Genomic DNA, 13,463 nt, shown 5'->3' on the forward strand with positions numbered 1-13,463 from the left:
CCCTGCTGCTCACTTCGCGGTACGTCGGAAGCTGGCCAGCCAAGCCTGGGCCCCGCCCTGGCCGAGCCGGGTCTCGAACTGGACCGCCACGATGGAATCGGTCTGCCAATCGTCGGCGAAGGTGGCTTGAAGCTCGGCTTGGGTCACGCGCCGCGGACCCCACCCGGTCGGCTCGGCCTCGGAGAAGCACATGATGTGCAGCCCGCTGTCCGGCGCGCTGAGCGCGCGCATGCTGGCTGCATAGCGGGGCCGGTCCTCGTCGGGCAGGGTGTGGAAGCAGCCGCAGTCGATCAGGGTGTCGAACGTCCGGCCCACCGCGCCCGGATCGAGCGCGTCCGCGGCCAGGAACACGACCGGCAGGCGCCGGGCGTGGGATTTCACCATCGCGCGCTCGATGGCCACATTCGACACGTCGATGCCCCAGACCTCGTGACCTCGCTCGGCCAGGTAGAGCGCGTTCTCGCCGGTCCCGCAACCGACGTCCAGGACGCTGACGCCCACGCGCCCGGCCGCGTCGAGGTCCATGAGCGCCCGCTGCGGGCGGCCGATGTCCCACGGCGGTTGCCCCCGATACGCGTCGTCCCAGGTCATGAGCCCAGTCTAGAACCGGCCACCCCGCCGCTGCGGACGCGTCGCGGACCTGCCATTCTTAGTCGTCACCGTCGCGCAAAGGAGTGCCTCCATGGATCTGATCGAACGCATCGACGCCCTCATCCAGGACCGTCATCTGCTGTCCCATCCGTTCTATACCCGCTGGCGCGAGGGAACGCTGCCAGTCGAGGCCATCCAGGAGTACACGCGCCAGTACTACGCGTTCGAATCCGCCTTCCCGCGCCTGCTGTCAGCCATCCACAGCCGGACTGAAGACCCCGTGGTGCGGCAGTCGATCCTCGACAACCTATGGGACGAGGAGCACGGCGAGGTCAATCACGCCGAGCTGTGGCTGCGCTTTGCCGAGGGCATGGGCGTCGAGCGCGACGAGGTGCGCGGCGCCGAGGCCAACGCCGGGACCCGGGCACTGATGGAGACCTACTGGGGCCTGGCCACTGATGGCTCGCCGGCCGCCGGCATCGCGGCCCTGTACGCCTACGAGGCCCAGGTCCCCGAGGTGGCGGCCGAGAAGATCAACGGCCTTCGTGAGCGGTACGGCATTGACGACGATCGGACGCTGGCCTTCTTCACGGTCCATTCGACCCTCGACCTCGTGCATTCCGGGGCCGAGCGCGACGCGATCCGCCGCACGACCGAAACCGAACCCGAATCCGATGCCGCGCTGGCGGCCACGTCCCGGGCCCTCGATGCGTGGTGGGGCTTCCTGGACGCGGTGAACGTCTGACCCGAGATCTCATGCGGAAGGCCGAGTTCGGCTTTCCGGGCACGGCGCTGCGACGGGAATTGGTCGATGCGATCCTGCGAGGGGAGAAGACGGCCACGGCCGGCCTGCTGGTGGATCTCGAACGCGAGGGCGAGGCACTCGCCACGCCCGGGGAGCGGCAGGTCGTGGTCGACGTTGACGACCGGGCGGTGGCGGTCATCGAGCTGACCGAGGTCACGGTGCGCCGGATGTCGGACGTCGACCTCCCATTCGCCAAAGACGAAGGAGAGGGATTCGAGACCGTTGCGGCGTGGCGAGACGCCCACGAGCGGTTCTTCGGGAGCTACCTGGATGAGATCCGGATCGGTCTGTCCGATCCGGAATGGCGGCTGACTGACGACACGCTCGTGGTGTGCGAGCGGTTCCGCGTTGTCGAGCGGCTCGCCGCGCCTTGAGATTTGGCCAATTCTCATTCAGCCCGTGGGCAGCTCCTGCAACCAGGACGCGATCCGGTCCAGCGCGTCCTCGCGCACCGCGTTGAGCCCGTGGCCCAGGCGCGGGTAGGTCACCAGCTGAGCGTGCGGCAGGCGCGGCACGACCTCGCGCAGGAGTGCGATCCTGGCGAACGGGTCCGACTCGCCGCTCAGAAGCAGGACCGGGCACACGATCCGGGGCCAGTGCGCGATCCGGGCGTCCACCGTCTCGGGGTGGCCGGGCCGATGGAGCGGATACGACAGGAGGACGAGGCCCGCCGGGGCCTGGTCGGCGGCGATCAGGCTCGCCACCCGGCCGCCGAACGAGTGGCCGCCGATGACCGTCGCCGGCCCGGGCTCCACGGCCGTGCGATACGCGGGAATGGCCCGTTCCGCCGTCGAGCGAGGGAGCTGGACCGGCGTCGCCTCGAAACCGCGATCGCGCAAGCCATCGGTCCACGGCCGCATCGAGGCCGCGGAGCCTGACGCACCGTGGCCCAGGAAGACGTGGAGCGCTGATGGGCGCATCGGGGCATTGTGGGCGACATGGCGGTACTCTGATCGGGTGACAGGCGGGCCGATGATGACCTCGCGCCCGAGCGCTGCACTGGCCGGGGCGGCCGCCGGGACGGCGGCTATCGGCGTCAATGAGCTCATCGCCGGCCTGCTGCCCGGCGCGCCCTCGTTCGTGGTCGAAGTCGGCGCGTTGGTCATCTCCCTCCAGCCGCCGGGCGCCAAGCAGTTCGTGGTGGACCTGTTCGGGGAGGCTGACAAGCTCGTCTTCAACCTGCTGATCGTGGCGGTCGCGATCATCGGCGCCGCGGTGCTGGGGATCGTGGCGCGCACCCGCTTCAGCATGGCCGCCCTGGGTTTCGTCGGGGCCGGGCTGGCCGCCCTGGCCGTCTCGGTGTTGTTCGACTCGCTGGTGCAGCCGATCCTGGCGCTCGCATCGGCCGTCATTACCGTGGGTGCCGGGGTCGGGGTCCTGCGCTGGCTGCTGGGAACAGCCACCCCGTTGGTGGCGGAGATGCCCGATTGGTCGCGACGCCGCTTCATCGGTACCTCGCTGGGGGTGGCCGGCGTGGCGGTTGCCGGCGGCGTGCTGGGTCGTTGGATCGGCGAACAGACGCGCGTCGCGACGCCGGTTGGCATCACCCCGGTTCCCGAGCCCGTCAACCCGCTTCCGGAGCTGGGAGCGGGGACCGACCTGGGCATCTCGGGCCTGACGCCCATCGTCACGCCGAACCCCGATTTCTACCGCATCGACACTGCCCTGCTCACCCCGCGGATCGACGCCGCGACCTGGCGCCTCACCGTCACCGGCATGGTGGACCGCTCGCTGACCTTCACCTACGACGACCTCCTGGCCCTTCCGCTGTACGAGCAGTACGTGACCATCGCGTGCGTTTCGAACGAGGTCGGAGGCCAGCTGGTAGGCAACGCCCTGTGGACTGGTGCCCGCCTGCGCGAGGTGCTGGACACCGCTGGCGTCCAGCCCGGGGCGACCCAGGTCGTGGGCCGCTCATTCGATGGCTGGACCGCGGGATTCCCGACCGAGTGGGTGATGACCGATGAACGCGAGGCCCTGATCGCGGTGGCCATGAACGGGGAGGCGCTGCCCGCGGAGCACGGGTTCCCGGCCCGCCTCATCGTCCCCGGCCTGTTCGGCTACGTGAGCGCCACCAAGTGGCTGACCGAGATCGAGCTGACCACGTGGGACGCGTTCGACGCGTATTGGGTCCCGCTGGGGTGGGCCAAGGAGGGGCCGATCCTGACCCAGTCGCGCATCGACCTGCCGCGTCCCGGCTCGTCGCTGGGCGCGGGACACGTCGCCGTCGCCGGCGTGGCCTGGGCGCCGGATCGGGGCGTGACCCGGGTCGAGGTCCAGGTCGACGACGGGGCGTGGAACCCGGCCGAGCTGTCGGTTGCCATCAGCGATGCCACCTGGGTCCAATGGCACTACCCCTGGCACGCCAACCCAGGCAGCCATCAGATTCGAGTCCGCGCCACCGACGCCACGGGCGATGTCCAGGAGTCGCGGGTTACCGAGCCCGCGCCCGATGGGGCACGCGGCTACCACACCATCCAGGTGAGCGTCGGGTAGGTCACAATCGGCCGCGTGCCGAACCCGGTCGCGCCGGTCCTGATCGTGAACCCCATCGCCGGCGACGGGGCCGGCGGCCGTCTTCTGCCGCGCCTGGAGGAGCAACTCGGCCGGCGCGATGCGCAGATGTTCGTCTCCACCCGACGCGGCCACGCCGAGGAGTTGGCCGCCGAGGCGGTGCGCGACGGTGCCGACCGGGTCGTCGCGGTGGGCGGCGACGGCACGATGCAGGAGGTCGTCAACGGCATCATCGCCGCCGGCGGGGGAACGCTGGGCGTCGTACCGGTGGGTCGTGGTAACGACCTGGCGCGCAGCCTGTCCATTCCCCTCGATCCGTTGGCCGCCCTCGACGTGGCGCTCGGCCCGACCAAAACCACCATGGACGTGGGCCGCGCCATTCGGGGCGCGCATCTCCGCCATTTCGTGGCCGCTGGTGGGGTCGGCTTCGACGCCCAGGTGGCATGGACGATGGCCAACCCGCGCCCGTGGTGGAAGAACGGTCGAGCCGGCTACTTCGCCGGCACCCTGGACGAGCTGCGGCGATTCCACAACCAGCGGCTGCGGATCACGTTCGACACGGCCGACGGACGGGAAGCGGTGGACCACGTCTCCCTGATGGCCGCCTTCGCCAACGGCCCGTACTACGGCGGCGGCATGAAGATCTGCCCGGATGCGAGCCTGACCGACGGGCAGCTCGACGTCTGCGTGGTGGGCGACCTGACGCGCTTCCAGGCGCTCCGTGAGCTGCCGGGCATCTACGAGGCCAAGCACGTCCGCAATCCAAAGGTCCGCTTCTACCGCAGCCGCTGGCTCCTGATCGAGGGCGACGAGCCGACCCGCGTCCACCTGGACGGCGAGCCGTGGGGAACCCTGCCGTTGCGGGTCGAGGCGTTGGCGGCGGCCATTCAGGTGGCGGTGCCGGCATGAGCGAGGCTGAGCCGGCCGCCCGTGGCTGGCAGGTGCTTGATGCCGCGGGCCGCTGGATCGGCACCGTGGACGACGTCTTTGCCGACTACCTGCTGGTCCGGACCCGCGGCTGGCTGCCGGTCGACCTCTACGTCCCGGTGACCGACGTCAGCCCCGCCGGCCAGCCCCAGGCGGTTGTGGTTGCCGCCGAGAACGACCGGGATGCGTATGCCCGCTGGCATCGGCCGCTCAAGAAGGCCCCGCATGACTGAACCGATGGGCTTCGCGCCGGACGTCCTCGGTCGGCTGCGGACGACTGATGAAGTCCGCATAGAGACCTGGGCCGCGCCCTCGGCACAGGCGCATCGGACCACCATCTGGGTCGTGGTCGACGAGCGTGATCGTGTCCTGATCCGAACCTATCGCGGCCCGACCTCGCGCTGGTATCGCGAGGCGAGAGCCAACGCGCAATGCGTGCTGTGGTTGGGTGGCGAGCCGGTGCCCGTGCGGGCCGAGGCGGCTGACGACCCTGACCGGATCGCTGCCGCCAGCCGGGGGTACGAGGCGAAATACGCCGGCGATCCGGCCGTGCGGGGGATGGTGGCTCCAGCCCAACTGCCGACCACGCTCGAACTGCGCCCGCGCTGAACGGGTACCCTACCCACGTGAACGAGGTCCAGCGTGCCGAGGCCTTCTACGCGCACGTCTCGAGCGGGGGCAGAGTCGAGGCCGATGACTGGATGCCGGACGATTACCGGGCCGCCGTCCTGAAGTTCGTCGAAATGCACGCCAACAGCGAGCTCATGGGCGTCCTGCCGGAACGCGAATGGATCCTCCGCGCGCCGAACCTGCGCCGCAAGCTGGCGCTGACCAGCAAGATCCAGGACGAAGTGGGGCACGCCCAACTCCTGTACCGGGTGGCCGAGGACCTGGGCAAGAGCCGCGACGCCATGCTGGCCGACCTGCTGGCCGGCAAGACGAAGTTCCACAACGTGTTCCACTACCCGACACGCTCGTGGGCGGACGTGGGGATCATCGCCTGGTTGGTGGATGCGGCGGCCATCGTCAGCCAGCAGGCCCTGCGCGACTCCTCATACGCGCCGTACGCGCGGACCATGAAGAAGATCTGCTGGGAGGAATCGGTCCACATCATGCACGGCCGGGACGTCGTGCTGACGCTGATGACCGGCACCGATGCCCAACGCGAGATGGTCCAGGAGGCACTGGACCGATGGTGGGGCCCGCTCATGCAGATGCACGGTCCGCCCACCGATCCAGCCACCGACCGCGACCTGATCTGGCAGATCAAGTCAAAGGGCAACGAGCAACTGCGCCAGGAGTTCCTGGCCATCTACGTCCCGCGCATCAGGGAGCTGGGGCTCACGATTCCTGATCCCGAGCTGCGTCATGACGAGGCAACCGGCCGCTGGCACTACACCGAGCCCGACTGGGACGAGCTCCGGTCGGTGGTGACCGGCCACGGGCCGATGTCGCAGGAGCGTCTCGAGTTCCGCCGCTTCCATCGCGCCGAGACCCAGTGGGTGCGCGACGCGGTCCTGGGAGCCGCTGCCTGAGCGGCAGCCGTGACTGACCGGGTGTGGGAGGTCTTCCGTCAGGAGGCGGAGGGCGACCCATTCATCCACGGGGGCAGCGTCAATGCCCCCGACGAGGAATTGGCCATGCACTACGCGCGCGAGTTCTACGGCCGCCGCCAGGAAAGCGTGCGGCTGTGGGTCGTGCCGCGCGACGCGATCGTCGAGCTGGACGACCCGGACCTGCTCCAGCCGCCATTCGATCGGTCCTTCAAGCGCCCCGGCGGCTACCTCATCAAGCACAAGCTGGAGGCGGCCCGGGTGCGTGCCGGTTCGCCGGTCGGCAATGTTGAGCCGGAGGGCGAGGCGTGACGGACCTGGACGCGGCGACGCGGGAGGCGCTGGCGGAGCTGCTGCTCACCCTGGCCGACGACGAGTTCGTGCTCGGCTTCTGGGACTCGGAGTGGACCGGGATCGCCCCCATGCTCGAAGAGGACGTGGCCACCTCGTCCATCGCCCAGGACGAGATCGGCCATGCCAAGGCCTGGTACGAGTTGCTGGCCGAATTGACCGATGACGACGCGGATCGGATCGCGTACGGCCGCGAGCCTGAAGCGTACCGCCACGCCGCGCTCATGAACCACCCGCGCACCGACTGGGCGTTCACGGTGGCCCGTCGCTTCCTGTACGAGACCGCCGACGCGGTTCGGCTCGAGGCGCTGAGCCGGTCGAGCCATCCCGGGGTCGCCGGGCTGGCGGCCAAGATGCGGCGCGAGGAGACCTACCATCTCCTCCATTGGTCGGCATGGATGCGCCGCCTGGCGGAAGGGGTCGGCACGCGGGCGCGCATCGTGGCTGCCCTGGAGCGGCTGTGGCCCGACGCCGAGGCCATCTTCTCCCCGCTGGCCGGTGAGGCGTCACTGGTGGCCGCCGGCATCCTGCCCGACCGCCTCGCAGCCCTCCGCGCAGCCTGGCATGAGCGAGCGGCGACCGAGCTGCGCGGCCTGGGCCTGCCAGTGCCCGTGGATGATGAGGCGCCCCCGCCGACCGAGGGGCGGACGCTGCGGACCGATGACTTCCGCTGGCTGTGGGGCGAGTTCACCTCCGTGGCACGCGCTGAACCGGGAGCCACCTGGTGATCCCGAATCGGGCGCCGGTGGGCGAACCGGAGGCCGCCATCTGGGCCGCCCTGGCCGAGGTTCCCGATCCCGAGATCCCGGCCATCAGCGTCGTCGACCTCGGCGTGATCCACCGCGTGGAGCTCGCGCACGATCGGTCCACGCTGCGCGTGGAGCTGCTGCCGACGTTCATCGGCTGTCCGGCGATCGAGATCATGCGGGAGGCGATCGGCATCCGGCTGAGGGAGCTGGGGGTCGCGGAGCGGGTCGAGGTCAGCCTGACGTTCGCTGAGCCGTGGACGTCGGATCGGATCTCTCCGACCGGAAGGGAGCAGCTCCGATCCAGCGGCTTCGCCCCGCCGCCGCACCTGCGTGACCTGGGGGCGCTGGGGGAGCTGCCGACGCTCACCGTCGTGCCGTGCCCGTACTGCGGCTCGCGTCAGACGACGCTCGAGAACGCGTTCGGCCCGACCCTGTGCCGCGCCATCTACCATTGCGCCGGCTGCCGGCAGCCGTTCGAAGCCTTCAAGCCAATCTAGGAGAGACGGGTGGCCCTCGACGGAGATGAGGTCCGCTCCGCCGCCGCGGAGCTGCTGGACGCCGGTGCCCACGACCCGCTCGACGCCATGCGTCACTCGGCGTCGCATGTCATGGCCGCCGCCGTCCTGGAGCTGTTTCCGGAGGCCCGCCTGGGGATCGGTCCGGCCATCCGGGACGGCTTCTACTACGACTTCGACCTGCCGCGCCCGCTGACGCCCGCCGACCTGGAGGCGATCGAGGAGCGGATGCGCGCCCAGGTGGCGGCCGACCACGCGTTCGAGCGATACGAACAGGACCGCCCCACTGCCCTGACTGAGCTCGAGGCCGCCGGCCAGCCGTACAAGGTCGAAATCGTGCGCGACCTCTCGGCGGAGGACGGGCAGGTCATCTCGTTCTACCGCCACGGGGGGTTCACCGACCTGTGCCGCGGGCCGCACGTGGCGTCGACCGGGAAGCTGGGCCCGTTCAAGCTGCTCAACACCGCCGGGGCCTACTGGCGCGGGGACGAGACCCGGCCGATGCTCCAGCGCATCTACGGCACGGTGTGGGAGAGCCAGGCCGACCTGGACCAGCACCTGTGGCGCCTGGAGGAGGCGCGCAAGCGCGACCACCGCAAGCTCGGCCGCGACCTCGACCTGTTCAGCTTCCATCCCGAGTCACCCGCCGCGCCGTTCTGGCACCCCAAGGGCATGGCCCTGTGGCGGGCGCTGGAGGAGTGGTCATGGGAGGTTCGCCGCTCGGGCGGCTTCGACGAAGTCCGGACCCCAGCCGTGGTCCGCAAGGAGCTGTGGGAGACGTCCGGGCACTGGGAGCTGTACCAGGACAACATGTTCGTGCTCGACGACTCCGACCATCAGTCGGGGCTCAAGCCGATGAACTGCCCCGAGTCGATGCTCATCTACAAGACGCAGCTGCGCTCGTATCGGGATCTCCCGATGCGCCTGGCCGATTACTCGTGGCTGTTCCGCCGCGAACGGACCGGAGCCCTGGCTGGCATGTTCCGCGTCCGCCAGCTGACGCAGGACGACTCGCACGTCCTGTGCCGCGACGACCAGGTGATCGACGAGGTCAACCTGGCGCTGACCCTGGTCCGGCGCCAGTACGCGCCATTCGGGTTCGAGCCTCGCTTCAAGCTGGCCACCCGACCGCCAAAGAAGCTGGGGACCGATGAGTTCTGGGACGCGGCCGAGGGCAAGCTGACCGAGGCGCTCAAGGCGGGCAGCGTTCCGTACGAGATCGACGCCGGGGGCGGAGCGTTCTACGCGCCGAAGATCGACGTGTTCCTGGACGACGCCCTGGGCCGCGAGTGGCAGATGGCCACCATCCAGCTCGACTACCAGCTTCCCCAGCGCTTTGACCTCGAGTACCGCACCGCCGAGGGCGGGTTCGAGCGTCCAGCGGTCCTCCATTACGCCATTTACGGCTCGTTCGAGCGCTGGATCGGCGTCATCACCGAGCACTTCGCGGGCGCCTTCCCGGCCTGGCTGGCGCCGGTCCAGGCGGTCGTGATCCCGATCGCGGACCGGCACGTGGCCTACGCCGAGGAGGTGCGGACCGCCCTCGACGCTGCCGGCATCCGGGCTAGGGTGGACGACCGCGCGGAGCGGATGCAGGCCAAGGTCCGCGATGCGCAACAGCAGCAGGTCCCGGTCATGCTGGTGGTGGGGGATCGGGACGCCGAGTCCCGTGCCGTCAGCCCGCGGCTGCGCACCGGGGAGGCAACCCAGGGCGTGCCACTCGCCGAGTTCGTGGCCGATCTTGCGGGCCGCATCGCCTCCCGCGACCTGTGGCCGGTCGCCGCCGCGGAGGAGTCCACGGGGTAACAGGGGTTCAGCGGCCTAGACTGGCCGGGTGCCAGCCTGTGCGAAGTGCGGCTTCCATTCGGAAGGACCATTCAGGTTCTGCCCGGAGTGCGGCGAAGAGCTTGCCGCCGCGGCGCCCTCCCGTGAGCAGCGCAAGACGGTAACGGTTCTCTTCTGCGACCTCACCGGCTCCACCGCCCTTGGCGAAACGCTCGATCCCGAGCGGTTACGTGTCCTGCTGGCCCGCTACTTCGAGCGGATGCAGGCGATCGTCGAGCGCCACGGCGGCAGCGTCGAGAAGTTCATCGGCGACGCTGTGATGGCCGTGTTCGGCGTGCCCGTGGTCCACGAGGATGACGCGCTGCGCGCGGTGCGGGCGGCGCTCGAGATGCGGGACGCGCTGCCCGATCTCGGGCTGCAGGGGCGGATCGGCGTCATGACCGGCGAGGTAGTGACGGGGACCGAGGAGCGGCTGGCAACCGGCGATGCGGTGAACGTGGCGGCGCGGCTGGAACAGGCGGCCCAGCCGGGCGAGGTCCTGATCGGGCAGCCGACGCTCGCACTCGTCCGCGATGCAGCCGAGGTTGAGCTGGTCGAGCCACTCGAGCTGAAGGGCAAGGCCGAGCCGGTTTCCGCGTATCGGCTCCTCCGCGTGCACGACGCGCCGGAGCGGCGGCATGAGGCGCGGTTCGTCGGACGTGCGCGCGAGCTCGCGGCAGTCCGCGACGCGTGGGAACGTGTGCAGGCCGAGCAGCGCTGCGAGCTGGTCACGATCCTCGGCGATGCGGGCGTTGGCAAGTCTCGGCTGGTCGCGGAGGTTCTGGCGTCGCTCGAGGCGACGGTCGTCCGCGGCCGCTGCCTCCCGTACGGCGAGGGGATCACGTACTGGCCGGTCGTCGAGGTGCTGAAGCAGCTCGACGTACTACCTCCTGACGAGACCGCCGCGGTGGCGATCCGCTCGCTCCTCGGCGAGAGCGCCGCGGCGACATCGGCGGAGGAGATCGCGTGGGCCTTCCGCAAGACGCTTGAGCACGCTGCGGCCGAGCGGCCGCTGGTGGTCGTCTTCGACGACATCCAATGGGGCGAGGAGACGTTCCGCGACCTGATCGAGCACGTTGCGCTCCTGTCCTCGGGCGCATCGATCCTGCTGCTGTGCATCGCGCGGCCGGAGCTCACTGAGCGCCGCCCCGCCTGGCCGGTGACGCTTCGGCTCGAGCCCCTGGGCGACGACGACGTCGAGGAGCTCATCGCGGAGCGCACTCCGGCGAAGCTGCGCGAGAGGATCGCTCGCGCGGCGGGCGGCAACCCGCTCTTCATTGAGGAGATGCTGGCGATGGCCGAGGAGGCGGATGGCGAGGTGGTCGTCCCGCCCACCCTGCAGGCGCTGCTCGCCGCGCGGCTGGATCAGCTCGAGACGGCCGAGCGGAGCGTGCTCGAGCGAGGTGCGATCGAGGGGGAGATCTTCCACCGGGGTGCCGTCCAGGCCCTCGCACCCGAGGAGACCCAGGTCACGCCTCGCCTGGCCGCGCTCGTGCGCAAGGAGCTGATCAGGCCGAACAGGCCACAGCTGGCGGGCGAGGACGGCTTCCGCTTCCGCCATCTGCTGATCCGCGACGCAGCCTACGAGGCGCTGCCGAAGGCGGTGCGGGCAGACCTCCACCAGCGCTTCGCATCCTGGCTGGAGGAGCACGGGACCGAGCTCGTCGAGCTCGACGAGATCCTCGGCTACCACCTCGAGCAGGCTTGCCGCTACCGTGCCGAGCTCGGGACGCCGGACGACCCGATGCTGGCCGCGTCCGCGAGGCGCCGCCTGACCGCCGCCGGCCACCGCGCAGACCTCCGCCAGGACTACGGCGCCGCCGTGAGCCTGCTCGAGCGCGCCGCCGCGCTCGTGCCCGCGGCCGAGATCGACCTCGCCCTCGAAACCGAGCTCGGCGACGCCCTGTTCTGGGCAGGCAAGGGCGTCGACGCGCGCCGGCGCGCGGATTCCCTCGCCGAGCGGGCCTCGGCCGCGGGCGATCGTGTCGGCGAGCTCTGCGGGAGGGTCAAGGCGAGCCTGTTTCTCAGCTTCCTCGAGCCGGAGGGCGAGACCGAGAAGCTGGCCGCCCTTCTCGAGCAGGCGTTGCCCGTGTTCCAGGCCGCCGGGGACGACGTGGCCCTGTACGTCGGATACTCCGCGCTCGGGCAGGTGGCGAACATGCGCGGGCAGATGGACGGCGGGCTGGACGCATACGAGCGGGCCTCCGCCCACGCTCGACAGGCGGGCCGCGGCGCTCAGTTCGTTGCGTGGCGCGGCACCTTTCGCTTCATGGGCACGACACCCGTGTCGGGACTGCTCACGTGGCTTGACGAGAACGAGCCACGAGAAGGGCGGAACCACTGGCTCCGTGCGTACCGGGCCGGGGCGCTGGCGATGCTCGGTCGCTTCGACGAGGCGCGCGCGATCCTCGCCGAAACACGTGCGGAGCTGGCGGAGCGCGGCGCAGGAATCCAGCTAGCGGTGGTGACCGGCATGGACTCAGTCGACGTCGAGCTTTGGGCCGGCGATCCCGCCGCCGCCGCCGAGCTCGGAGCAGAAGGGTGCAGGCTGTTCGAGGAGCTGGGGGAGCAGAGCATGCTGTCGACCGCGGCCGGGAGGCTCGCGCAGGCGCTCTACGCGCTCGACCGGCTCGAGGAGGCAGACGGCTGGGCCGGCCGCGCGGCGGAGCTCGGCGCGAGCGACGACGCGTTCACGCAGATGCTCTGGCGGCAGGTCAGGGCGAAGGTGCTCGCGCGTCGCGGCCAGCACGCCGAGGCGAAGCGGCTCGCGCGTGAGGCGGTGGCGGTCGGCGAGAAGACCGACATGCTCAACCCGCAGGGCGATGTGTATGCCGACCTCGCCGATGTGCTCCTACTGGCCGGGAAGGCCGACGAGGCAGCCGTAGCACTCGGGCAGGCGCTCGGCTGTTACGAGCGCAAGGGCAACCTCGTCTCAACCCAACGCGCCCAAACGCGACTCGCCGAGTTCCTGGACGCCGCGCCGCGATGAGGGCCCCCGTCGTACCGGTTGCGCGGCTCGCTCACGAGTGAGATCCGCGGCCGCCAAGCACTGGGAGTGTCTCAATTGTAAAGACTGCCACTACCAAGCATTGACGCGCCTTGACTGCAAGCTGAGATAGGACAATCATCGACAGGGAGGCACGATGGCCGGCGGTCAACGAGTGGCTCGGCTCCGGGCGCAGGGGGTGACAGTAGCCATGTCGCTCGTCCTCGCCGCAACCGGCTGCGCCGGCACCGCGTCAACCACTCCGACCCCGAGCGTGCCCCCAGCGGTAACGGTGATCCTTGAGGAGAGCGCCTTCGTCCCGCCAGGTGGCGCGGCCATCGATGGCGTGCCCGCACTGACCATCCCTGTCGGCACCACTGTGATCTGGACCAACCGGGACGCCATCGACCATACCGCCACAGAGTATCTCAACGGGTTCAGCAAGCCGGACGCCCGGTTTGATCTCGAGCTGACGCCGGGAGCGAATGGAAGCTACACGTTCGACGAGGCCGGCACCTACGAGGTCGGGTGTGTGCCGCACCCCCCGATGCAGATGCTCGTGATCGTCGAGGAGGCGACCTAGGTCAACGAGACGATCAGCTCGCCCAGGGTCTGCTCGAGCCGGTCGTAGCCCAGGTTGGCCCGCCC

At 70.1% G+C, this 13,463-nt stretch carries 15 protein-coding genes; 13 read left to right on the top strand and 2 right to left on the bottom strand.

What is annotated here, in order from left to right:
- Positions 1 to 9: 9 nt before the first annotated feature.
- Positions 10 to 591 (bottom strand): class I SAM-dependent methyltransferase, encoded by a 582-nt coding sequence (locus AABM41_04640; protein MEK6191598.1) that lies wholly within the window; start codon positions 589 to 591, stop codon positions 10 to 12.
- A 91-nt stretch (positions 592 to 682) separates the two neighbouring features.
- Between AABM41_04640 and AABM41_04645 the strand changes: the two genes are divergently transcribed.
- Both AABM41_04645 and AABM41_04650 read left to right on the top strand, forming a co-directional pair.
- A complete protein-coding gene (locus AABM41_04645) occupies positions 683 to 1,336 on the top strand; it encodes a CADD family putative folate metabolism protein (GenBank protein ID MEK6191599.1) in 654 nt (217 codons plus the stop codon).
- Between the two features lie 11 nt (positions 1,337 to 1,347).
- Positions 1,348 to 1,770: an ASCH domain-containing protein gene (locus AABM41_04650; protein ID MEK6191600.1), complete on the top strand. Its 423-nt coding sequence runs from the start codon at positions 1,348 to 1,350 to the stop codon at positions 1,768 to 1,770.
- An 18-nt stretch (positions 1,771 to 1,788) separates the two neighbouring features.
- On the opposite strand, the gene AABM41_04655 is transcribed toward AABM41_04650, so the two are convergent.
- Positions 1,789 to 2,316, bottom strand: a complete 528-nt coding sequence (locus AABM41_04655; GenBank protein MEK6191601.1) for an alpha/beta family hydrolase — start codon at positions 2,314 to 2,316, stop codon at positions 1,789 to 1,791.
- Positions 2,317 to 2,368: 52 nt separating this feature from the next.
- Here AABM41_04655 and AABM41_04660 point away from each other — a divergent pair, with 52 nt between their 5' ends.
- The 11 genes from AABM41_04660 (at position 2,369) to AABM41_04710 (ending at position 13,398) form a co-directional block, all read left to right on the top strand.
- Positions 2,369 to 3,892: a molybdopterin-dependent oxidoreductase gene (locus AABM41_04660; GenBank protein MEK6191602.1), complete on the top strand. Its 1,524-nt coding sequence runs from the start codon at positions 2,369 to 2,371 to the stop codon at positions 3,890 to 3,892.
- Between the two features lie 15 nt (positions 3,893 to 3,907).
- The gene (locus AABM41_04665) at positions 3,908 to 4,819 is read left to right on the top strand and encodes a diacylglycerol kinase family protein (protein ID MEK6191603.1); all 912 of its coding nucleotides are present in this window, start codon (positions 3,908 to 3,910) and stop codon (positions 4,817 to 4,819) included.
- Entirely contained in the window at positions 4,816 to 5,070 is a 255-nt protein-coding gene (locus AABM41_04670) for a hypothetical protein (protein ID MEK6191604.1), read from the top strand. Before AABM41_04665 ends, AABM41_04670 begins: the two co-directional genes overlap by 4 nt.
- The gene (locus AABM41_04675) at positions 5,063 to 5,446 is read left to right on the top strand and encodes a DUF2255 family protein (protein MEK6191605.1); all 384 of its coding nucleotides are present in this window, start codon (positions 5,063 to 5,065) and stop codon (positions 5,444 to 5,446) included. Before AABM41_04670 ends, AABM41_04675 begins: the two co-directional genes overlap by 8 nt.
- Positions 5,447 to 5,463: 17 nt before the next feature.
- Positions 5,464 to 6,372, top strand: coding sequence for a 1,2-phenylacetyl-CoA epoxidase subunit PaaA (gene paaA, locus AABM41_04680; protein MEK6191606.1), 909 nt, complete (start codon positions 5,464 to 5,466; stop codon positions 6,370 to 6,372).
- 9 nt (positions 6,373 to 6,381) lie between these two features.
- Positions 6,382 to 6,702 carry a phenylacetic acid degradation protein PaaB gene (locus AABM41_04685; protein ID MEK6191607.1) on the top strand — a complete coding sequence of 107 codons (321 nt, stop codon included), beginning with the start codon at positions 6,382 to 6,384 and terminating at the stop codon, positions 6,700 to 6,702.
- Positions 6,699 to 7,469, top strand: coding sequence for a 1,2-phenylacetyl-CoA epoxidase subunit PaaC (gene paaC / locus AABM41_04690; protein ID MEK6191608.1), 771 nt, complete (start codon positions 6,699 to 6,701; stop codon positions 7,467 to 7,469). The genes AABM41_04685 and paaC overlap by 4 nt, the downstream gene beginning before the upstream one ends.
- A 17-nt stretch (positions 7,470 to 7,486) precedes the next feature.
- Positions 7,487 to 7,987: a 1,2-phenylacetyl-CoA epoxidase subunit PaaD gene (gene paaD, locus AABM41_04695; protein MEK6191609.1), complete on the top strand. Its 501-nt coding sequence runs from the start codon at positions 7,487 to 7,489 to the stop codon at positions 7,985 to 7,987.
- 9 nt (positions 7,988 to 7,996) lie between these two features.
- Positions 7,997 to 9,811, top strand: coding sequence for a threonine--tRNA ligase (gene thrS, locus AABM41_04700; protein MEK6191610.1), 1,815 nt, complete (start codon positions 7,997 to 7,999; stop codon positions 9,809 to 9,811).
- Between the two features lie 28 nt (positions 9,812 to 9,839).
- Positions 9,840 to 12,818, top strand: a complete 2,979-nt coding sequence (locus tag AABM41_04705; protein ID MEK6191611.1) for an adenylate/guanylate cyclase domain-containing protein — start codon at positions 9,840 to 9,842, stop codon at positions 12,816 to 12,818.
- 208 nt (positions 12,819 to 13,026) lie between these two features.
- Positions 13,027 to 13,398 carry a plastocyanin/azurin family copper-binding protein gene (locus tag AABM41_04710; protein MEK6191612.1) on the top strand — a complete coding sequence of 124 codons (372 nt, stop codon included), beginning with the start codon at positions 13,027 to 13,029 and terminating at the stop codon, positions 13,396 to 13,398.
- Positions 13,399 to 13,463 lie beyond the last annotated feature (65 nt).

This window comes from Chloroflexota bacterium (assembly GCA_038040195.1).
In the GTDB taxonomy this organism is placed as follows: domain Bacteria; phylum Chloroflexota; class Limnocylindria; order QHBO01; family QHBO01; genus DASTEQ01.